Consider the following 20,694-nt stretch of genomic DNA (forward strand, 5'->3'; position numbering starts at 1 on the left):
AAAGTCATCACGATCTGATCATGATGGTTAGCATGGTGCTATTTCAGCATCAGGTGCAGGAATGCGGCCAGTGCAGCACCAGTAAGCGGTCCCACAACCGGGATCCAGGCATAAGCCCAGTCATTGCCAGCTTTGTTTTTGATCGGAAGCAGCAGGTGCATGATCCTTGGTCCAAGGTCTCTTGCCGGATTAATCGCATACCCTGTAGTTCCACCCAGCGAAAGGCCGATCACCCAGACCAATAATGCCACAGGCAGGGCGCCTACAGAGCCCAGCCCTACTATCTGTTTCGTAGCGGTAATCTCCGCTCCGGTAATGTGAAAAATAGTGTATACCAGCACAAAAGTTCCCACCACTTCACAGATAAAATTGATGCCGTAGTTTCTGATCGCCGGTCCAGTGCAGAACACCGCCATTTTAGCGCCCGCATCTTCTGTACGGTCAAAATGATCTTTATGCGTAAGCCATACCAGAAAAGCTCCCATCATTGCCCCTAAAAACTGGGCGACAATATATCCCGGAACTGCTGTCCATGGGAAAGCACCGCTAATGGCCAGCGCCACTGTTACCGCAGGGTTCAGGTGTGCCCCGCTATACGGTCCGGCCACCACGACCCCAACAAATACAGCCAGTGCCCAGGCAGTCGTGATCACGATCCAGCCTCCGTTATTTCCTTTTGTGTCTTTTAAGACCACATTGGCTACCACGCCATCGCCCAATAAGATGAGCAGCATAGTACCAATCATTTCTGCAATAAATGGTGTCATAGTGTTTGTTTTTGGTTGTTATGATTGAATTTTTTTGGCAATAGTGTTCCTCCGCAGGGAGGAAAGGTTCAAAACAACCTCAGCTCCCTGCCTAAGAGCAGGACATGATGATTAAAATTTAAAGGGTTCTTTTCGCTATTCTTCCGACCAGTTTCTCGATCTTTCCACCGCTTTTTTCCAGTAATGAAGCAGGTTTTCCGATTTGTCTTTTTCCATCTCCGGTTCAAACTTCTTTTCTACCGCCCATTGTTTCTTGATCTCATCCACACTTTTCCAGTAACCTACTGCTAGTCCGGCCAGGTAAGCTGCACCAAGCGCAGTCGTTTCCAATACTTTAGGACGGATCACATTGCTTCCGAAAATATCCGCCTGGAATTGCATCAGGGCATTATTTTCTACCGCACCACCGTCTACCCGAAGTTCTGTAGATTTCTTTCCCGAATCCGATTCCATACTTTTCAGCAGATCCTGCACCTGGAAAGCAATCCCTTCCAATGCTGCACGGGCAATATGTGCTGAAGTTGTTCCTCTGGTAATTCCGAAGATCGCACCGCGGGCATACTGATCCCAGTAAGGCGCACCTAAACCAGTTAGCGCCGGTACAAAATAAACCCCGCCATTGTCCTCTACCGAAGCAGCCAGCTTTTCACTTTCTGCCGAAGTCCGGATAATGCCCAGGCCATCACGCAACCATTGAATCGCCGCACCGCCTACAAAAACACTACCTTCCAGCGCATAAGTTACTTTGCCATCAATCTTCCAGGCTACGGTCGTCAGCAGGTTATTTTTAGAAAGCACAGGTTTATGTCCAGTATTCATCAGCATAAAACACCCTGTACCATAAGTATTTTTAGTCATCCCCGCATCCACACACATCTGTCCGAATAGTGCCGCCTGCTGGTCACCGGCGATTCCGGCAATCGGGATTTTAGAGGCGAAAAGGGTGGTTACTGTATCTCCGTAGATTTCTGAACTTTGTTTCACTTCAGGAAGCATACTTTCTGGAATGGTCAGTAGTTCCAGCAATTCCTTATCCCATTCCATCGTATGGATATTGAACATCAGCGTCCGGCTTGCATTAGACACATCTGTAATGTGCATCGCGCCCCGGGTAAATTTCCAAACCAGCCAGCTGTCTACCGTACCGAAACAAAGTTCTCCGTTTTCCGCCCTTTCTCTTGCACCTTTCACATTATCCAGGATCCATTTCACCTTAGTTCCGGAGAAATAAGCATCAATCACCAATCCTGTTTTTTCCTTAATCTTATCCGACCATCCTTTTTCTTTCAGCTCGTCACAGTATTTTGCCGTTCTTCTATCCTGCCATACAATCGCATTATAAACCGGAATTCCCGTCTCTTTATCCCATACAATCGTAGTTTCCCGTTGATTCGTAATTCCAATTGCCGCAATGTTTAAGCCGTTTAAATCCGATTTAGCGATTACCTCTGCCGCTACAGACGACTGTGAGTACCAGATTTCATTTGCATCATGCTCCACCCATCCCGGTTTAGGAAAGATCTGTTCAAATGGCTTTTGCGCTACCGCAACAACCTCCCCATCGTGGTTAAAGATAATTGCGCGAGAGCTCGTCGTGCCCTGATCTAGAGCGAGTATGAATTTTTGGTCTGGATTCATAATATATAAGGTTTAATTAGGTATAAAATTTATATGGTTAATATCAAAAGACTAAACGAGTGTATAGGTCTTAGCCAATGTGCTGAAGTCCTGCAGCTCCTGTGTTACCCAGGCCTGGTCCAGCTTCAGTTCTTCCGCTATTATTTCTGCAACTGCCGGAGCAGCGGCCAGAGCGGCATGTACATCCAGGAACAACAAACGGAAACGACGGCCTACCACATCCTCTACCCTGCGGGCAAATTCATTTCTCACCGCCCATACCACCATGGCTTTGGTATATGGATATTCCGGCACCAATCTTTCCTGCAAAGCCGGATTTTCATTGATCAGTTTTTGTACTCCTGCGATGTCAGCGCCGTAAAAATGCAAAGGATCCGCACGATCAGGCTCTGGCACATAACCATGAATATGCAGTTCTTCCGTCACACATTTCTTAGCCGGTAAAAAGTTCTTTTCAATGGCTTTGTCCAGTGTATCCTGTGCCATCCTTCTGAAAGTAGTCCATTTCCCTCCCGTAATCGTAATCATTCCGGAATCCGAAACAATGATTTTATGACTTCTGGAGATTTCTTTTGTTTTAGCCCCCTCCGCTTTCGGAGCCGCCAATGGACGTAGACCTGCAAACACTGCTAATACATCCGAGCGCATTGGTTTTTTTACCAGGTATTTTCCTGCAGTAGAAAGGATAAATTCAATCTCTGTTTCCAAAGCTCTGGGCTCCAGTTCCGCATGATCGACCAAAGTATCGGTAGTTCCTACAATCAGTTTATTGTGCCATGGTACCGCAAAAAGCACCCTTCCATCGTCAGTCTCCGGGATCATCAGCGCATTTTCGCCGCCCATAAAGGAACGGTCCAGCGTAATGTGCACCCCCTGACTCGGACGCACCAGATGTGGCGCTTCCGGTTTATCCATTTTCAGGATATTATCTACATAGACTCCGGTCGCATTGATTACGATCTTTCCGATCGCCTCATAGCTGTTACCGGTTTCTATATCTTTCACTTTAATACCGTTTACTTTCTTTTTATCATCTTTCAGCAAACCTTCCACCTTCATATAGTTCAGTACCGTTGCACCGTTTTCAATGGCAGTCTGCGCAATGTTCAGCGCGAGACGGGAATCGTCAAACTGACCATCATGATACACCACCCCTCCTTTTAAACCTTCCTGTCTGATAGAAGGCAAAGCTTCAATGGTTTTCTTTTTGCTGATGTATTTCGAAGCGCCAAGACTTAGCTTGCCGGCCAGAAGATCATAAAACTTCAATCCGATGGTATACTTCACATTGTTGAACCAGGAATAGTTCGGGATCACAAAGGTTTCATTTTTTGTCAGGTGAGGCGCATTTTTCAACAACAAACCTCTCTCATGACAAGCCTCACGAACCAGACCAAGATCCCCTTGTGCCATATAACGAACACCACCATGCACCAGTTTCGTCGCCTTACTGGAAGTTCCTTTCGCATAATCCGCCTGCTCTACCAGTAAAGTTTTGTAACCACGTGTGGCCGCATCCATCGCAATACCTAAACCCGTAGCCCCGCCACCAATGATGATTACATCCCATTGGGTACCGGCAGCTAAATTCTGTATCAATTGAAGTCTATTCATAATAGCAGCTTTTAATAAAATGAAACTTTCAAATAGTTTCATTTACTTTCACAAAATTGTCTTATTATACTTTCATTTCCAAATTATTCCTAAGTTTTTTTACGAAGCTGCCAATTTTAAAGAAATCAGCAGCAGCAAAAACAATTGTAAAAGCAGGCAGAAGAACGTTTAAGCAGAATAATTCAGATTATTTTGCAGCAATAACCACACCACGTATTCAAAGGTTATTTATAAAGGCTTTACGAAAGTATTTGAAATTTGCTTTTCTATTTTATTAGACAGAGTGATGTTTTAGCCTATAATGCAAAAACATTTTAGCTGTATTTCAATGAATTAGCGGATTTAACAGAAAAAACTTAAAAATTAACACAATTAGATTGGCAACTTAATTTTAAAATCCTATCTTTGCCGCTCTTCAAAACAACGAAGAAGATTCCGTAGCTCAGCTGGTAGAGCATTACACTTTTAATGTAGTGGTCCTGGGTTCGAATCCCAGCGGGATCACCGTCAAACAAAAACGCTTCTAAAGATAATTTAGGAGCGTTTTTTCGTTGCAAGCGTTTGCCAAAGGTCCACACTCCCTATTCAGGGATCAATACCAAATTAGCACCTCAGAGGTCACCTTTAATACCGCAAGAATCGGATTCTGTACAGTATACTATTATGGTAGATTTGGTTATAAACAAATATCCATATGCATCAGTTAAGCGAACCCTCAATTCTTTATTTCGGCACTCCTGTAGTGCTAATCACCACCACTAACCCTGATGGGACATATAACATCGCACCTATTTCATCTATTTTCTGGCTCGGTTGGCGTGCTATAATAGGCATTTCGACTTTCTCAAAAACTACTGAAAATATTCGTCGTACTGGCGAATGCGTTCTAAACCTCCCTTCTATTCATCAGGCACCTGCCGTCAATCGCTTAGCACTAACCACAGGTGCTTTTCCCGTTCCGCCAGGCAAAATACAGAAAGGCTACGTCTATGAGGCTGATAAATTTGACCGTGCTCAACTTACACCTGTACCATCCGAAACAGTTAATCCACCTAGAGTGGCAGAATGTCCGGTGCAAATGGAAGCTGTAATGGAGAACTTTCATGGAATTGGAGAAGATGATGAGCAACAGCGTGGGCGCCTGATTACTATTGAGCTACGCATTCAACGTGTTTATCTTGATGAATTAATTCTAATGGATAGAAATCCAAATCGGGTTGATCCAAATAAATGGAGACCGCTTATAATGAGCTTTCAACAATTTTATGGTCTTGGTGAACAGGTACATGTTTCTACCCTGTCATCTATATCTGAGGATTTATATCGTAGTCCTGATGTTGAGCGGGCAAAAAATCTCACAAAAACTGAATCCTGAATATCTGAAAGCAAATGGTTATTCTTTTATCAATTCTGCTGGAGATAGCAAATTAAAAGCAGCACACGGCTTCAATACATCGGTTGTAGAAGCCCAGTATCAAATATTTAAAACATAAAGAGCTTATAATTAAAACTTTCAATAACGGTCATTAGCGGTTTTTAAAAGATCATATACTTGCCCGGCAATCGGATTAAACGATGATTAAACGATTGTCCGGGCAGTATGTATTGACAGCGTATGGTATCTATTTCATCAACTCAGCCAGTTTTTTATTGAGCACTTCACCCATCAAGTGACTGCCAATAATTTTACCGTCCGGCGCGATCAAAAAATTAGCCGGCACACCTGATATGCCATACACCTTTCTTGCGTCGCTTTCCCAACCTTTAAGGTCGGAGACCTGAGGCCAGGTTAATCCATCTTTTTTAATGGCCTCGATCCATTTAGCCTTATCATGATCTACAGAAACACCAAGGATCTCAAATCCTTTATCTTTATATGCCGCATATTGTTTCGACAAATTAGGACTTTCTGCGCGACAAGGAGAACACCAACTCGCCCAAAACTCCACCAATACATACTTTCCTTTAAAATCTGATAGCGACACAGATTTACCATTTACATCCTTTTGTGTAAAATCAGGGGCTTTTGAACCCAGCGCAGTTATGGTAGTGGCATTTAGAATTTTATAAAGACCCTGACCAGTATAAGATAACCTCAATGGCTCAGTGAGGCCATTAAATAAAGGCAATGCGATGTCTGACTTTACGCCATATCCACTTACAGATTCAGACAAGGCCTGCAACGCAAAATAAGAACCTGGATTATTTTTCGCGAACAGCAACATCTTTTGTCCACGCGAAACCCTTAAGGCCTTCACCTGTTTATCAAGAATTTGGAAATAAGCAGTGTCTTTTTGCTGTTCAGGTGTAGCCTTTTTCAGCAACACATTGGCATTATGATGCACCGTCATCACTGTTGGCCCCACCTCCTTTTCGAATGCTTTCATCTCCTCATATACTTTTGATCCCGTCCATTTTGCATTATACAAAGAGTCCGGAGAACTGATATGGATGTTTTCCTTGCCGAAGTTCATATAAATTACATCTCCGGTACCGCTGGCATAAATTTCCTTATCTCTGATCCCTTCGCGCGAAAGTGTCATTCTGGAAGAAGCGATTCCCTTTATATTCCCTGTAAATTTAAATGTCCCGTTTACCAAGGTCGCAGAGTCCGATTTCCCCTCTCCTTCTGAGCTGTAGTCAAGATAGACCTTTGCTGGTGCATTAAGGTTGCCAATTTTTCCGGTAATGGTAAAGTTAGGTGTCTGTGCTGCTGCAACAAAGGGTGCTAATGCAGCAATTATCAATAGTTTTATTTTCATTGTCTTCTATGTGTTTATCGTTTTTATCTGATGACTAAATCAATCGGTTCACCGGGAATGCCACTTATCGTTTTGGTGATGTTGCCATTTTTACCCACGGTGACATCAAGCGTGTATACAAATCCATTTACGCCTGCAGAAAGGGTATTTCCATCTGCACTTATTTTTAACATCGTCACCTTTTTACCGCCAAAACTGGCCTCAAGCTCCGTCAGACTTTCATTTACCGGATTATACCGCCATATTTTATCATTTGAGGAGAAATAGAATACATTCAGGTTGTTACGCACCCATTTTGAGTCCGCATTTACTGATGATGACCCCTTAAAGACACGTTTATGCTCAGGAATAATTTCCTTATCCTTGCCGGTGAGTTTGTAGCTGAACTTCAATTCATAGGTATTCCCGTCTGCCTCCTTAAAATAAGCGTAAGAAGTGCCCGACTCGCCTGCTTTCATAAAAATCAGGTTTTGCAGGCCAATGGATTTAGGGTTAAATATACTGGTCTCCTTTACCAGATAAGTGGTCCCGAGGTAGCTCCCATCTCCACCAAAAATCACAAATGCTTTTGCTTTCTTATCGAAACCAAAATAAAATGAGCTGCCATGCGTAAAAAAGCTGGACAATTGATAATCGCCATTCTGCTCATTCGCAAATTTCCCATAATCAGGTGCAAATGGTGCAGTACTTGCGATACCGATGTATAATTTATTGTTGATGACCCCGTTTGATATCGTACCCATCACCGGCTCTATATATCCCGGGGAAACCGAGGCTGGTGGCAAAAAGAACTGCGATTTGAAATTATCTTTGTGCAGCAACGTATTGGCGTCGACTATGGTACTTCCCTTAACCTCATCATTACATAATACCCAGTATTCTTCCTTGCTCAGTAGCTGATAAGGCAGTGGTTTTGAATAGTACAACTGCACCGGATTCCCACCTAGAGATAGGTTGTTAAGGTTTTGATAGATATTTGGCAATACGGTATGGTCTGGCTTTACGAATGACAATTTTGTAACGCCGCCATCATTGCTCAATACCACCGAACCTGTAGAAAATTGTGTGGTGCCGGTTACCTTAAACTTGAACTTATAAATAAGGCCATTTCTTTTATCTGTAACCACCAGGGTACCCGCTCTTTCGCCTGGACCTAATCCATAAAGCATTTTTAAGGGATAACCGGTATAAACGATTTCCTTCAGTTCCTCCAGTACAAATATTCTCCATTCAAAATTGAGGTCTTTCAGCGGATCCGCTCCGTCCAGACTCACTTTCGGTTTTATCACCAGTGTATCGCCGGTAAGTGCCGGAAAGTTAACATCCTTAACCCCTTCTACAACAGGCACCGAAGGAGGGGAATAGGAATAGTTCCCCAGGTCCTTTTTACAGGAGGTATAAAATAGGACTGTGATGGCCAGTATAAATATATATTTAAAATTCATGATCTTTTTTTTAATGTCTGAACTACATGATGATCTGTTTACCAGCCTCATTGATAAAGAAATAGCCGTTTACCTGAGGAAAGAACTTTACATAAAATTTGATTTCCGGTGATGCGGTATGGTAGAAATCATAATCCTCAGTTCCATCTTTACGCTTGGTAAGGACATATCCCGACTGTGGATTTCTGCTGATCCAGGTAAAGGGATCCTTAACAAACAACCTTACATTTTCCAGATAATACAATGTTCTGGGGATCTCCAGGTATGCATTTGGCAATGTTGGATTGACCAGATTTTTTCCACCGGAAATCAGGAACAATTGATGGGTTACCCTACTGTATTGTCCGAGTTGTCCCTGCCAGAACATCCACCAGGAAGGCATTTCCAGTCTATTGGAATAAACTATTTTTTTGGTACGTAGCTTAACCGGCAAATCGGGTTTAAAATCAGCACTTCCGGTCAGCATAAAGGTTAAGGCTACAGACTTACTGGTTAAATCCTGGTCGATATTTTTGATGATCACCGGAACTTTTATTTTTCCGGAATCTGCAGGCATAACGTAAAAAGGTTTTAGTGGTTCATAGTGTTTATCCTTTTCTGCGGTCGTTGCCGTATCTACAACCCTCAAAATAAACTGCCTGTCACGGTTTAGTCGTTTGCCTGAAACCACAACCGGCACCCAAACGGTATCTTTTGCCAACCCCGGACTGGTAGAAAAGGAATAAGTAACTGCTGCAGTGTCAAAAACACCTGTATTATCGTAATAATTTAAGTAAATATTATCGGCGGATTCATAGGTGGATATATCGCTTTTTTTACAGGCAAATAGCAATGTGCCCAGTATAAAAACGTAAAATAGGTTCATTTTCATCATCTCTGTATTTAGTTTCTGTAAGCTTGTTCGTCAACCGGAATCGGGGACACAAAAATGCTGTTGGAGGCAGGATAGACTAATCCGTTGGTATTAATGATGTCCCTGTTTAACCTTTTATGCATAAAGAAAATCTGGCTTTCTCCATAAAGTTCCTTTCTTGCCTCTCCAACGAGCTTATTCATAAATTCGGCTTTGCTGATGTTTTTCGGCAATGGCGTACCTATTCCACGGTGTTTACGTACCGTGTCCACTAAAGCAGTTGCGTTGTTCGGATCACTGTCAAAACTGGCTTCGGCAGCAATGTAATAGACTTCTGATAGCCGCAGGCCAGGCGTTACTGTTGGATGAAGGTTTTTTAAGGGACTGGAATTTGTCGTGTACTTCTGTAAAAAAGCTTTTCCGCCATCATTGGAGGAAGGCACATCGCGAAACCATTGCGCCCTTCTCCAGTCGTCCGCACCCACTGTTCCTTTTTCATAGATTAAGTCCTTCTGTGTAATGGAGGGCACATACATGGCATCATTTTTTGTAAACAGGGCGGAGAAATGATCTACCTGATTATTATCTTGTGAAACGAACCAGGCCGAAATCAGTTCCGGATAAAAGATTTTATCGCGCTGTTCAGGATTGGTATTGTTAAAATCTGCACTCTCCGTCCATGGGAATTTTTTAGCATCGATAACCTCCCTCGCATTTTGCAAACTATTTGGCAGGTCGTTCTTATACAGATAAACCCTGGCCAGCTGACCACAGACTGTAAAATAGTTCATGCGATGCCTTCTGTTCTGAAGAAACAGGGAGGAACTACTGGTCTCCGTTGCTTTTTTTGCTACTGGTGTTTCATCCGGATAAACTTTTCCCGGATAACCAATGATGTATCCCGGACTCAAAATAGGATCGGAAGTTCGCAGCAATACCTTAGCCGCAGAAAGATCGGCAATCACTTTATCCAATACCTCAGTTACCGTAGAGAAAGGGGTACTTTTTATAGAAACTGTGGTTACATAAGGAATAGCGGAAACGCCGGGATTGTTTTTATAGGATGGCGCGTACATCCTTAACAAGTCAAAGTGCAGGTAAGCACGAAGTGTAAGCGCTTCGCCCTTGATCAGCTCAAAGTTCTTATCCTGAAAAATGGATTTCTTCTGATCTATCGCTTCGAGTATGGCATTGCAATTACTGATGGCTTTGTAGAAATAGATCCAGATCTGATCATATTTGCTGATCAGCGTCTGATCAGTATATTTAAATGAAGCAATCTTCTGCAGGTTAAGATCGGTAAGCGTATAATTTTGGGCCATAATGTCCAGATTAGACACCGTCAGATTACCTCCATATAAATCGCGGGTGGCACAATAGGTATACACCCCATTCAATGCTTCTTTGAAACCTTCTTCTGTGGTAAATAATTGTTCCTTGGTTACGTCAGACTCCGGCTGTACATCTAGAAATTTCTTGCATGAAGTACAAATCAGCAAGCAGATCATAACTATATATGTTAATTTTAATGATTTCATGTGGCTGTTTTTTAAAAGGTGGCCTGTAAAGAAAATGTAATGCTTCTGGCGAAAGGTGAATCTATACCCCGCTCTATTTCTACGGTCGATGCCCTGAAAATATCATTCATGGTAAGCGCTGTTCTTAAGCTCTGGAATCCTGCTTTGCGTACAAAATCCTTTTTAAAATCATACGACACGTAAACCGATTGCAGCTCTATTAAGTTCTCTTTTTGAATAAACCTTGAACTCGCTCTGGTTAAGGAAAGATCTTGTATATTCTTGTATAAAGCAGGGTCTCCTGGCTTAAGCCATCTTTGCGACAATGCCCTCCGGTCTACATTAAACCGCGGATCAGCATTTTCGATTCTGTCTACCAGGGTCTGGTTATAAATCTGTCCGCCCATGCGGTAGTAAAAGCTAAAACTGACCATAAAATTCTTAAAGCTGACATTACTACCAAGATTACCCGCTACTTTAGGTGTGCTGTCCCCTACTGGCTGAGTATCTTTAATGTCATAGTCGTAGGTCAAAGTCCCATCTCTTTTTACATAAATCTCTTTGCCATTTTCCGGATCAATTCCTAAAGATTTTACGGCATATATGGTATTGAGCGACTGACCTTCGTTATACCGCAGCAAAGGCATTGACTTTAATCCATTTGCAGCGTTCTCATTGTAAGCAGGATCATTTTGCAGATCATCGATCTTATTGTTCAGCACTTTTAAGGAATTGGATAGCTTGACCAATGTATTGGTATTGTGGGCCAGGTTACCGGTGATATTGACATTCCAACCCGAAGTGTTAATTGCGTTAGCAGTTAGGTAGATCTCGTATCCTTTATTGGCCATATCGCCCAGGTTTTCTTTATACGTCGTAAAACCTGTAGATGGAGCAAGGCTGATGTCTGTAATCAAACCCTTGGTAAGTTTGTAATAGTAGCGTGGGGAAAGGACGATGCGGTCTTTAAACAAGCCGATGTCAAGGCCTACATCATAGGTTTTGGTTTTCTGCCATTCCAGATTACTGTTGCCGTAGCCGAGCTGAGCTGCTCCGATACCGGTAGAATACCAGTTCTGAGAATAGTAACCGTACATGGATCTGGACATATAGGGTTCAAATCCTACAGAGCCGAGTGTTCCAGTACTGGCCTTTAACCTCAGCTGACTGATGACCGGCGAGCCCTGAAGAAAATCTTCGTTATGAATGTTCCATCCCGTTCCTACAGCCCAGAAAGGTGCAAAACGCTTATTTGATCCAAATGCAGAAGAGCCCTCCAATCTGAAAGATCCATCGAACAGATATTTGTTCTTATAGGAATAGTTACCGGAAAAAAAGGCTCCCGCCGTCCTGCTGATGAGCACATTGCCACCCGGGCCGGAATTTTCTTTATAGATCCTGGCAAAACCGATATTGGTGAACCGGTCATTAGAGAATCCCTGTGCTTCAACAGACTTAAAATCAGACTTGGCAGAAAGAACATTGGCCCCTAGTACTAAATTGAAAAAATTGTCTGCAACCTGTTTGTTGTAATTGATGGTTAAATTTCCGTCGATGGCCGTTCTGTTTGTCGTGGTATACCGGTAAGTTCCCCTGTTATTTAGCTTATCTGTCGCATACTCATAAAATTCATTGCTGGAAGGTGAACGAAAGATATCGCCTTTTGAGTTGGTTTGATTTAAACTGATCAATCCTTTGATGCGGAGACTGGGCGTCAACTTATAATCAGCAGAAAAGGCATCGATGATTTCCAAATAGGATTCCTTATTGAAATTGTTTAACCCGGCCTCAAACAAGGGGTTAAATACATATACATTTTTATATTGATTGTCCTGGTTTCTGAAGGTATTTACCCGCCAGTTCGCCAGTTCCTGAATGATCCGGCCGGCGCTGTCGGCCTTAGGAAAATAGGGGTTCATCAGGGCATAGGTAGAAAAACTGCCATAGGGAGAATTTACCGCATTGGTCTGGTTGATAGAAAGATCGTTTCTCAGGATCAATTTAGAAGAAGGGTTATAAGTGAAATTCATTCCCCCGCTATACCGGTCTCGCGTGGCCCCTTTCATTACACCTGGCTGAGTCTGGTACCTGAGGTCAATACCATAACGGAAATTCTGATCCCCGCCCTGGGCATTAAGCGCGTGTTTCTGTGCGTAACTATTGCGAAGCGGCTGTGATAACCAATAGGTATCCACACCACTTGCCACGTTTCTTAACCTGGAAAATAATTGTGCATCCAATACATCCTGTGGGGTATCACCACTTGATCCACCTGTTCTGTACATCCCGGCAAGCTGTTCATAAGCAATTTTATCTTTGGCATTGAGCACCTGATAATCGGAAAGGTCTGGTCCCGAAAAAGTAAGTTCATAGTTATATCCCAATTGCAGTTTGCCCGCTACAGGGGCTTTGGTGGTGATCACCATAACGCCGTTAGCCGCTCTCGATCCGTAAACAGCCGTTGCGGCGGCATCTTTAAGCAAGGTAATGGAGGCAACACGGTTAACATCAAGGTCAATTACTTTTTGGAGGGAAACTTCAAATCCATCCAATATAAAAGCCGGCAGGTTAAAAGAACTGGACAAATTGTTCCGGTCCAATACATCATCCCTGTTAGCGGGTATGCCAGGTAATGCGGTAGCACCGCGCACATTGATTCTTGGCAGGGCATTTGGATCCGATCCTGCAAGGTTATTATCCAACAATCTGAAGGATGGATCAAATGTCTGAATGGCTTTCAGCACATTTTGCGGATTGGTTCTTTTCAGGTCTTCGCCCTTAATAACGATGGCATTCCCGGTATAACTCTCCTTTTTGATCGTCTGGTAACCGGTAACAATGACATCACTCATCTGGTTTACCTGATCTTCCATGCTTATGGTTAGAAACTTGGCATCGCCAACTTTTACTTCCTTTTCCTTATATCCGATATAAGTAAAGACGAGGATATCACCTGGTTGCGCATCGATTTTAAATTCACCTTTGCTATTGGTCTGAGACCTGATATTTTTATTCCCTTTGACGGTAATATTTACACCAGGAATTCCAATCTGGTTTTGGGGATCAATCACTTTTCCTGTGATCTCGATCCGGTTGCTCGCAGTTTCGGTCGCATTACCGGCCACCTCATTTCGGACTACAATGGTCTTATCGACGATGTTAAAGGTTAAATTCTGATCAGTAAGACATGCTTTAAGTGCCTCTTCCAGGGGGACATTTTTCAATTCAACATTTAGTATTTGCCTGTTCAGGTTCACCTTCCCACTATAGAAAAACAGATAGCCGGTTTGTTTTTTAATATCCTTGAAAATGGTCTCAAGTGTGGTATTTTTTCTGGAAACAGTAACGTTTTGTGAATAACTGGCAGCATAAATATGCATGGTCCCGATCAGTAATAAAATAGCAGTTAATTTCATCACTAATAGTAATTTGTACTTTACCCGCCGCATAAAAAATACGGGGCTGTAAAGAAAAGTTAATTTCATACTTTTGGAATAGAATTAAGTTAATAAATGGCAGCCCGGGCTCAACATCCGGCTGCTGACTTTTTTTTAACCGGAAGTGGTGAGATACTTCCGGTTTTTTAGTCAAATCTTTTGTGGTTCCTGATTTATTGTAGCTTTCTTATCATCTGCGATTGGTCTGGTTGGTTAAAGATTAGGTTCGTTATTTTACTGATTTTGGAACTGTTGCTGAGGAGGGCCGTTGGTTATACGACACCTTGATGGTTTTCCCTGCAACATCAAAATTTACATTATTGAGTTCCAATATTTTAATCACTTCTGAAAGTTTACTGCTTCTGGAGATCTCTCCGAAATATTTTTCCTCGCTGATCGGACCTTCATATATTACATTGACATCGTACCATCTCGCAACCTGTCGCATGACAGATTTAAGGTCATCCCCTTCAAAAGAGAAAACACCATTGATCCAGGAAGTTTCTTTATTGATATTGACAAGGTGTTTGGCCATAGAATTTTCATCAGCCTTATCCAGCACCGCCTGTTCTCCTGGTTCTATTAAAACTGATTTTTTAGCGGTAAATACTTTTACAGCACCTTCCAGCAATGTTGTTTTTATGGTTTGTTCATCTCCATAAGCATTGACATTGAAATGGGTTCCCAATACCTCTACAGTCTGGAGGCCGGAAATAACCCTGAACCGCTTGTTTTTTTCTTTAGCCACTTCAAAATAGGCTTCCCCGGTTAATTCAACCCTACGGTCTGCCGCGTTAAAAGATGTCGGGAAGGTCATGGACGAAGCCGAGTTTAACATCACTTTAGTCCCATCTGAAAGTATGATGGCATATTTCCCGCCTTTAGGTGTAGAAATGGTATTGTATGTATTTTCGCTCAATTCATCATCTCCGCTGGAAACAACCGTATATATCAGTTCACCATCCTTAGATTTACTGACACTGATACCCGGCTGCTTAGAAATTTCGCCTTTGGCGGCATCATTTAACACAATTTTCTTTCCATTAGCCAGCGTAAGAATAGCGTCATTGCCCCCAGGACTAATGGCATGGTCCATTTGAGCGATAGGATCGCTTTTTTGTTGATATGAAAAGAGATAAATGGAAACCGAAGCCAATAACAATACTGCTGCTGCTGCGTATTTGATCCATCCATAGCTTAGCTTTTTCAGCTTTGGCCCGGCAATACGCTGGTCTATCTTTGCCTTGATGTCCTCTTTTAATTCAGAAAACAAAGATTCATTTTCATCATTAATAAGGTCTTCATTGACATCAAACATATTATAATAAGTCTCCAGGAACCTGGTTTCCTCCAAACTGCTCTTATGTTGCCTGTATTTTGTAAGAATTTCTCTAAAATAGTTTCTGTAAGCGCTTTTCATTATCCGTGTTATACCTATATGAGTCGCAAAACCCAAAATAGCCCACGCGAAATTGAAATTTATATTTTTTTTTAGTCTACAACAATAAAAAACACAGGTTTTATCGTATCTGACAATATAAAACAACAGCATAAAACAGCATTAGCGAGGTTCTGAGCTTATTTAATGCCTTACCTAATTGATTTCTTACTGTTTTTGGTGAGATCTGCAGTCTATCCGCAATTTCCTGACTGCTTAAATCTTCTTCGAAGCGCATTTTAAAGATAATGCGTTGTTGTGCAGGAAGACTGTCTACCAGCTCATGAAAGGCCTGAAGAAACTCCTTATGTAATATTTTTGCATCAGCATCACCCTGGGTGCCTTCTAATTCAGTTACTGTATCAGGAAGCGCTGCATATCTTCCTTCTTTCTCCAGATGCTTGAACACCCCATTTCTGGCGGCCACATTTAAATAAGCAGGAAGGTTTTCAATTGGAGTGGTTGTGCCCCTGATCCAAAGCTGAGTAAATACATCCTGAGCAATATCCTGAGAACGCTCCATATCATTCAACCTTTTAAAGGCAGTATTAAAAACAAGCCTCCAGTATCTGTTATATAAAATATCAAAAGCAGGCTTGCTCCCCTCACTCAGTTGGAGCAAAAGCTCATCGTCCCCGGAACTATTTAAACTGTCAGCGTACATCTTCCCCTTTAACAACCAAATCTATAAATATTTATAATATTACCTATAGTGCGCTGCCATAAACACCAAATAGCTTTACATCCTAGTTTAAACCATACGTTCCGGGATCACTGGTACGCAGAAGCATTTGGTTGATGCTTATTCCAATTTTCGGTCAGTATTTTCATCAGCTCATTATGATTGATCTGCATAAATTGTGCGGAAAGACTAAAAGGCGATCCGTAATTATTTACATTAAACTTCATCAACTGCTTCCGCATTTTATTTTGCTCTTTTTCAACCCAATATTCCGAATTGTATAAATCAATAATTATCAGTTTTGTGCTGTGAATTTTAATTTCTGAGAATCCCTGAATATCATTCCATGCGATCTGCTCTGACGAAGATTTATTCGGATTGATATGTAATCCGTTTTCATCAACGATAAGAGCCAGGTGATTTTTGATCAGCTGTCTGATGGAAACATAGATCCCCAATCCGAAAAACAGAATTGAGGCAATTCCCACACCTTTTATAAAGGCTGGACTTTGCCCTCGGTATGCGCTGTTATCTCCCGCTTTCATCACCATCAAAATCCCCATAATTACAAAAAATGTGGAGCCGATTAATAATAGAAAAGACTTTTTCTTACTCGAATATATTTCAATGTTGTCCATTAGCATTTATTGGTTTTTCGGTTTAACTCATCATTAAGGCACTAAAAATACACCTAAATAAGATTAAAGCAAAAAGCAATAAAGCTCTCTATTTACCATCAGGAGCGATGCTAAAAATAGAGCGTTAAATATATAAACATAATGGGCAACGAGATCACCGGATTTTAAACCAATTGTGCATTATAATTTCTAATTTTACTTGTTTTTAAGAATTGTCTGACCTCCTTACCAGATTGATCACTGCAGATGAAATTCACAGAAGTCAAACCACACTTAAACATCGCTCCTTTTGTCGATGCCTATTGGGAGCTTAAAAACTGTGATAATTTTACCGTTTTGGATAAAGTTATTCCTGACGGCTGCATTGACTTGATCATCAATTTAGGGGAAGAGTACCTCATCGAATCAGAAAACTGCAGCCTCAAAAGCGAAAAGGCATATTTGGGAGGCGCCATAACCGAGGTAAAAGAGAATAAAATCAGGCCAAATACACACCTGTTGGGCGTAAGGTTCAAACCAGCTGGTTTTTCTCATTTTTATGCCTTCTCCTCATTGCATGAAACCACAAATCATTGTGTAGAACTGGATCAGCATATGGTTCCCGATCTGAAGTCCCTCTCAGGTAATTTCTCGAATGCCTTTGATCGGTTTTATGCTAACCGGTTCATACAGCCAAAACACTTTATGCTGCCCGTAGTTAACTCTGTTCAGAAATTAAAAGGCCAGGTTTCCGTTAATGATCTAGCCGAAATAAACTGTACCACAGTTCGGCAATTAGAAAGAACCTTCAAATATTATACAGGTTTAACACCTAAAGAATATATTGGCATTGTTAGATTTAAGTTTGCCAGGGAACTAATCGCGTCAAGCTATCCCGAAAGAACCCTTCTTGATATTGCTTTGGAATGTGGTTATTACGACCATGCCCATCTCGGCAATGAAATAAAAAAATATACAAACCTCTCTCCTTCTCAACTTTAACATATAGAACTCTCATCTAATCTGACTCTTTAGAATGCAAATTGTCTTTTGAGAAGCGGTTTATTTTGTCGCATTTTTCCAAATCTCCAGGTTTTAGTGTGTTTATTTTTGGTTATGAATAAAATAGCAAGAATTAGCACCCTTTTAGCCTCCTCAATTTTACTATTTTTTGGACTATTGCATCTGCATGGCACCTTTTTTTCTACAGATCTTCATCCCCAAAATCTGGATTTAACCACAAGACTTAAATCGTCCCATATACAAATGGACGAGTCTGGAAACCTCTGGAAATTATGGATAGGATTTAATGCCATGTTTAGCGCCGGCCTTATTTTTATCGGTTCCATCAATTTATACCTATCTGCAAGGCATTTCCAATTCTTAAGCTGCCGACCTTTTATAGGCTTGCTCAGCATTGCTACAAACGCTTTTTTTGTTTGGGTAGGGTATCAATACATGATAAGTGCATTTGTATTGAGTATGTCAGCCCCATTGCTGCTATTTGTTACCGGCTTTATATTGATTGCAGGCAAACCCAGGGGTTCAAATGAAAAATGAGGCAATACCCATTATTGCAGTGCTATTATGGGAAACAGGTATATATTTTCTATCCGCCCATATGTCCGATAATGAAGACCTTTTGTTTTGGATCGGGATACGCAGACTGTCAACAATTTATGGGAAAGAAAGTGCCAGGATGATTTTTGTTTCAGCGATGCTGTGCTTTGCCATTAACCATCTGATCCATTTTGTCTATATTGTTTTACATTACCGATATCAACAGCTAAGCCTTCTTAAACCAGGAAATATTTTTGGGGCGATTGGTTATCTGACAATAGTAGCCCTGCCCGTTTATCTGTTGCGAAAAAAATTCTTAACAAAAGGACGCTGTATCACAATTCATCTACTCCTCTATGCGACAACACTAATGTTTCTTGCCACTTATTTAGGCCGGCTCTCGAAAGAACTTCCCTTTCCCAGTCCAGCGTTATTCTATTACCTCTGCTTGTTACTTATTCTCTTTGCTATAGCAATCAATGTCCTTTCCTTCTTACTAAAGAAGGATGTCAGAAATGGCTGAAATGCGATCGTTCAATCCATTTCCTGCAAACTCCCTATTTCTTCCCAACTATATTAATAAAAGGTCTGATCTTTCCTGTACCATCCTGCCCGGTCACTTCTTCCGTCATTTGCGCGGCCTCAATATTCACAAAACCTGCTTCCTTGAAAAACCTTTTCACCTCATTAACATCATAAAAGGTAAAATCAGCCTGTGTCCAGGGTAACTCTACCCCATTCTTTTTTTCCATAAAGGATAGGCTAAGTTTTCCTCCGAGCCGTAACACACGATAGATTTCCTTTAAATGGGATATAGGGTCTTTCCAGAAATAAATGGCATTTACCGTAAAACAACCGTCAAAGAAATTGTTTTCAAAATCCAATGTACCATCTTCTTTTGCCTGGTTAAATTGGGCCGTACCTTCATTTATTTTTAATGCCGGAGCGGATGAAGCCCCTGTTACCAGCGCTTCAGAAATATTATTGCCGTAATAACCGATCCCAGTAGCTTTCTGAAAAAGAAACGGAAGATATTCCCTGCTTTTAAAGCCGGTTTCCAAAACCAGGGAATAGTCGGCCAATTCCAGCTGATCCACTGTTTTGGAAATCATAGTACGGTCAAAGGGCGAAATGTTAATTGTATTTTTTTTGCCTGCTTCTTTAAAATCTATTTGCTCTTCCATATTTGCTTTCTAAATCTCTTTCCAAATAAATTCTATAAATTTTCTTTTGAGCTTATTGAACGGCCAAAATTGAGCAATAACTACTGCAGGGATTTACACAAAAGGGATTTTCTTTTACAGGAAAATGTAATTTTTGAAAATTGGACTCATAAAAGGTCTACTTTATGATTATCATTGCCATTATGGCAATTAATGTTGGTAAGGATTATGGGGCCTGGAAAAAAGTAGGTGGGAATTTCGAGCCCTTTTCTAATCAGGGACAATTCATTAAAGAAAGCAGAGACCGATACAATTTTTCTTTTAGCGATGCGGAACTCCTGCAGATCACCACTCCGGATCTTTATATCGTATACGGGGACATTTCATTCAAACAGCGTCAAATCTATTTCAGCCCCAACAATGATAAACCGGATATGATTAAGTTGCGTTTCACCCTATCTGGTAATGGAACCATATATAATGAGGTGAACAAGCAACGCTATATCTTTAATTCCAACCAGCAAAACATCATTTATATGCCTGAACTGGATGGTACAGGTGAATATGATACGAACAGTAATTACCGTTTCTTTGAAGTCCATTTTGCTAAAGAAAAATTTTTGCAACTCGCCGAAAACTCGAACAGGCCGCTACAGATTTTAGCTGACCATCTGGATGCCGGACGTTATTCGCAGATGGCTGAGCAAAACCTGCCGATCTCCTGGGCCATGCAAAACTGTATGCATGATATCCTCAATTGTACTTATACAGAAGGATTAAAACTGCTGTTTATCGAGTCGAAATGCACGGAATTACTGGTGCTTCAGGCCGAAGCTTTTGAAAATGCGGTTGCTAAAAATGAAAAGTTTCCCCTGCAATCTGCCTATGATAAAGATTGTATTTATTATGCCAGAGATTACCTGATTCAGAACATCCTCCATCCTCCTTCCATTCCGCAGCTGGCAAAATTATGTGGCATTAACGAATTTAAATTGAAGAAAGGGTTTAAGAGCCTGTTTAATAAAAGCATATTTGGTTATTTAACTGATCACAAGCTAAACCACGCCAAACAACTCCTGCTTGAGGGTACGCCGATAAAGTCTGTGGCATTTCAATCGGGGTATTCTTCTGTTCAGCATTTTAGCAATGCATTTAAGAAGAAGTTTGCAGTTTCACCAGGGAAAGTGAGCGGATAATAGTA

17 protein-coding genes and 1 tRNA gene are annotated in these 20,694 nt (G+C 41.4%); 6 read left to right on the top strand and 12 right to left on the bottom strand.

Annotation, left to right across the window (positions count from 1 at the left end; genetic code table 11):
• Window positions 1–38 precede the first annotated feature (38 nt).
• The 3 genes from BFS30_RS25035 to BFS30_RS25045 form a co-directional block, all read right to left on the bottom strand.
• Window positions 39–767, bottom strand: coding sequence for an MIP/aquaporin family protein (locus BFS30_RS25035; RefSeq protein WP_069381799.1), 729 nt, complete (start codon window positions 765–767; stop codon window positions 39–41).
• Window positions 768–902: 135 nt separating this feature from the next.
• Window positions 903–2,405 (bottom strand): glycerol kinase GlpK, encoded by a 1,503-nt coding sequence (gene glpK, locus BFS30_RS25040; RefSeq protein ID WP_069381800.1) that lies wholly within the window; start codon window positions 2,403–2,405, stop codon window positions 903–905.
• 51 nt (window positions 2,406–2,456) lie between these two features.
• Entirely contained in the window at window positions 2,457–4,019 is a 1,563-nt protein-coding gene (locus tag BFS30_RS25045) for a glycerol-3-phosphate dehydrogenase/oxidase (protein ID WP_069382664.1), read from the bottom strand.
• 431 nt (window positions 4,020–4,450) lie between these two features.
• Between BFS30_RS25045 and BFS30_RS25055 the strand changes: the two genes are divergently transcribed.
• Both BFS30_RS25055 and BFS30_RS25060 read left to right on the top strand, forming a co-directional pair.
• Window positions 4,451–4,523: transfer RNA gene (locus tag BFS30_RS25055), tRNA-Lys, on the top strand.
• A 190-nt stretch (window positions 4,524–4,713) separates the two neighbouring features.
• Window positions 4,714–5,394 carry a flavin reductase family protein gene (locus BFS30_RS25060; protein WP_069381802.1) on the top strand — a complete coding sequence of 227 codons (681 nt, stop codon included), beginning with the start codon at window positions 4,714–4,716 and terminating at the stop codon, window positions 5,392–5,394.
• A 247-nt stretch (window positions 5,395–5,641) separates the two neighbouring features.
• On the opposite strand, the gene BFS30_RS25065 is transcribed toward BFS30_RS25060, so the two are convergent.
• From BFS30_RS25065 to BFS30_RS25100, 8 genes are all read right to left on the bottom strand, one after another.
• Window positions 5,642–6,781 (bottom strand): TlpA disulfide reductase family protein, encoded by a 1,140-nt coding sequence (locus tag BFS30_RS25065; protein WP_069381803.1) that lies wholly within the window; start codon window positions 6,779–6,781, stop codon window positions 5,642–5,644.
• A gap of 23 nt (window positions 6,782–6,804) precedes the next feature.
• Complete coding sequence (locus tag BFS30_RS25070) at window positions 6,805–8,226, bottom strand: PKD-like family lipoprotein (protein ID WP_167353197.1); 1,422 nt, start codon at window positions 8,224–8,226, stop codon at window positions 6,805–6,807.
• A gap of 22 nt (window positions 8,227–8,248) precedes the next feature.
• Window positions 8,249–9,091, bottom strand: coding sequence for a DUF4843 domain-containing protein (locus BFS30_RS25075; protein WP_167353198.1), 843 nt, complete (start codon window positions 9,089–9,091; stop codon window positions 8,249–8,251).
• A gap of 17 nt (window positions 9,092–9,108) precedes the next feature.
• Window positions 9,109–10,617 (bottom strand): RagB/SusD family nutrient uptake outer membrane protein, encoded by a 1,509-nt coding sequence (locus tag BFS30_RS25080; protein WP_069381806.1) that lies wholly within the window; start codon window positions 10,615–10,617, stop codon window positions 9,109–9,111.
• An 11-nt stretch (window positions 10,618–10,628) separates the two neighbouring features.
• On the bottom strand, window positions 10,629–14,012 hold the full coding sequence (locus BFS30_RS25085) for a SusC/RagA family TonB-linked outer membrane protein (protein ID WP_237028657.1): 3,384 nt from the start codon (window positions 14,010–14,012) through the stop codon (window positions 10,629–10,631).
• A 250-nt stretch (window positions 14,013–14,262) separates the two neighbouring features.
• Complete coding sequence (locus BFS30_RS25090; protein WP_069381808.1) at window positions 14,263–15,453, bottom strand: FecR family protein; 1,191 nt, start codon at window positions 15,451–15,453, stop codon at window positions 14,263–14,265.
• 100 nt (window positions 15,454–15,553) lie between these two features.
• Window positions 15,554–16,135 (bottom strand): RNA polymerase sigma factor, encoded by a 582-nt coding sequence (locus BFS30_RS25095; protein WP_069381809.1) that lies wholly within the window; start codon window positions 16,133–16,135, stop codon window positions 15,554–15,556.
• 107 nt (window positions 16,136–16,242) lie between these two features.
• Window positions 16,243–16,791 carry an STM3941 family protein gene (locus tag BFS30_RS25100; RefSeq protein WP_069382665.1) on the bottom strand — a complete coding sequence of 183 codons (549 nt, stop codon included), beginning with the start codon at window positions 16,789–16,791 and terminating at the stop codon, window positions 16,243–16,245.
• A gap of 246 nt (window positions 16,792–17,037) precedes the next feature.
• Between BFS30_RS25100 and BFS30_RS25105 the strand changes: the two genes are divergently transcribed.
• The 3 genes from BFS30_RS25105 to BFS30_RS25115 all read left to right on the top strand — a co-directional run bounded on the left by BFS30_RS25105 (window position 17,038) and on the right by BFS30_RS25115 (window position 18,853).
• The gene (locus BFS30_RS25105; RefSeq protein WP_069381810.1) at window positions 17,038–17,772 is read left to right on the top strand and encodes a helix-turn-helix domain-containing protein; all 735 of its coding nucleotides are present in this window, start codon (window positions 17,038–17,040) and stop codon (window positions 17,770–17,772) included.
• 114 nt (window positions 17,773–17,886) lie between these two features.
• Window positions 17,887–18,330, top strand: coding sequence for an LIC_13387 family protein (locus tag BFS30_RS28260; protein WP_420488417.1), 444 nt, complete (start codon window positions 17,887–17,889; stop codon window positions 18,328–18,330).
• Window positions 18,320–18,853, top strand: a complete 534-nt coding sequence (locus BFS30_RS25115) for a hypothetical protein (RefSeq protein WP_069381812.1) — start codon at window positions 18,320–18,322, stop codon at window positions 18,851–18,853. Before BFS30_RS28260 ends, BFS30_RS25115 begins: the two co-directional genes overlap by 11 nt.
• A 34-nt stretch (window positions 18,854–18,887) precedes the next feature.
• On the opposite strand, the gene BFS30_RS25120 is transcribed toward BFS30_RS25115, so the two are convergent.
• The gene (locus BFS30_RS25120; RefSeq protein ID WP_069381813.1) at window positions 18,888–19,514 is read right to left on the bottom strand and encodes a class I SAM-dependent methyltransferase; all 627 of its coding nucleotides are present in this window, start codon (window positions 19,512–19,514) and stop codon (window positions 18,888–18,890) included.
• A gap of 164 nt (window positions 19,515–19,678) precedes the next feature.
• On the opposite strand from BFS30_RS25120, the gene BFS30_RS25125 reads away from it, so the two are divergent.
• Entirely contained in the window at window positions 19,679–20,689 is a 1,011-nt protein-coding gene (locus BFS30_RS25125) for a helix-turn-helix transcriptional regulator (protein ID WP_069381814.1), read from the top strand.
• The last annotated feature ends 5 nt before the right edge of the window (window positions 20,690–20,694 follow it).

Source organism: Pedobacter steynii, assembly GCF_001721645.1.
GTDB classification, from domain to species: Bacteria; Bacteroidota; Bacteroidia; order Sphingobacteriales; family Sphingobacteriaceae; genus Pedobacter; species Pedobacter steynii_A.

Coding starts and splice junctions, on each gene's coding strand:
- BFS30_RS25035 (WP_069381799.1), bottom strand. CDS start 767: ATGACACCATTTATTGCAGAAATGATTGGTACTATGCTGCTCATCTTA.
- glpK (WP_069381800.1), bottom strand. CDS start 2,405: ATGAATCCAGACCAAAAATTCATACTCGCTCTAGATCAGGGCACGACG.
- BFS30_RS25045 (WP_069382664.1), bottom strand. CDS start 4,019: ATGAATAGACTTCAATTGATACAGAATTTAGCTGCCGGTACCCAATGG.
- BFS30_RS25060 (WP_069381802.1), top strand. CDS start 4,714: ATGCATCAGTTAAGCGAACCCTCAATTCTTTATTTCGGCACTCCTGTA.
- BFS30_RS25065 (WP_069381803.1), bottom strand. CDS start 6,781: ATGAAAATAAAACTATTGATAATTGCTGCATTAGCACCCTTTGTTGCA.
- BFS30_RS25070 (WP_167353197.1), bottom strand. CDS start 8,226: ATGAATTTTAAATATATATTTATACTGGCCATCACAGTCCTATTTTAT.
- BFS30_RS25075 (WP_167353198.1), bottom strand. CDS start 9,091: ATGAACCTATTTTACGTTTTTATACTGGGCACATTGCTATTTGCCTGT.
- BFS30_RS25080 (WP_069381806.1), bottom strand. CDS start 10,617: ATGAAATCATTAAAATTAACATATATAGTTATGATCTGCTTGCTGATT.
- BFS30_RS25085 (WP_237028657.1), bottom strand. CDS start 14,012: ATGAAATTAACTGCTATTTTATTACTGATCGGGACCATGCATATTTAT.
- BFS30_RS25090 (WP_069381808.1), bottom strand. CDS start 15,453: ATGAAAAGCGCTTACAGAAACTATTTTAGAGAAATTCTTACAAAATAC.
- BFS30_RS25095 (WP_069381809.1), bottom strand. CDS start 16,135: ATGTACGCTGACAGTTTAAATAGTTCCGGGGACGATGAGCTTTTGCTC.
- BFS30_RS25100 (WP_069382665.1), bottom strand. CDS start 16,791: ATGGACAACATTGAAATATATTCGAGTAAGAAAAAGTCTTTTCTATTA.
- BFS30_RS25105 (WP_069381810.1), top strand. CDS start 17,038: ATGAAATTCACAGAAGTCAAACCACACTTAAACATCGCTCCTTTTGTC.
- BFS30_RS28260 (WP_420488417.1), top strand. CDS start 17,887: ATGAATAAAATAGCAAGAATTAGCACCCTTTTAGCCTCCTCAATTTTA.
- BFS30_RS25115 (WP_069381812.1), top strand. CDS start 18,320: ATGAAAAATGAGGCAATACCCATTATTGCAGTGCTATTATGGGAAACA.
- BFS30_RS25120 (WP_069381813.1), bottom strand. CDS start 19,514: ATGGAAGAGCAAATAGATTTTAAAGAAGCAGGCAAAAAAAATACAATT.
- BFS30_RS25125 (WP_069381814.1), top strand. CDS start 19,679: ATGATTATCATTGCCATTATGGCAATTAATGTTGGTAAGGATTATGGG.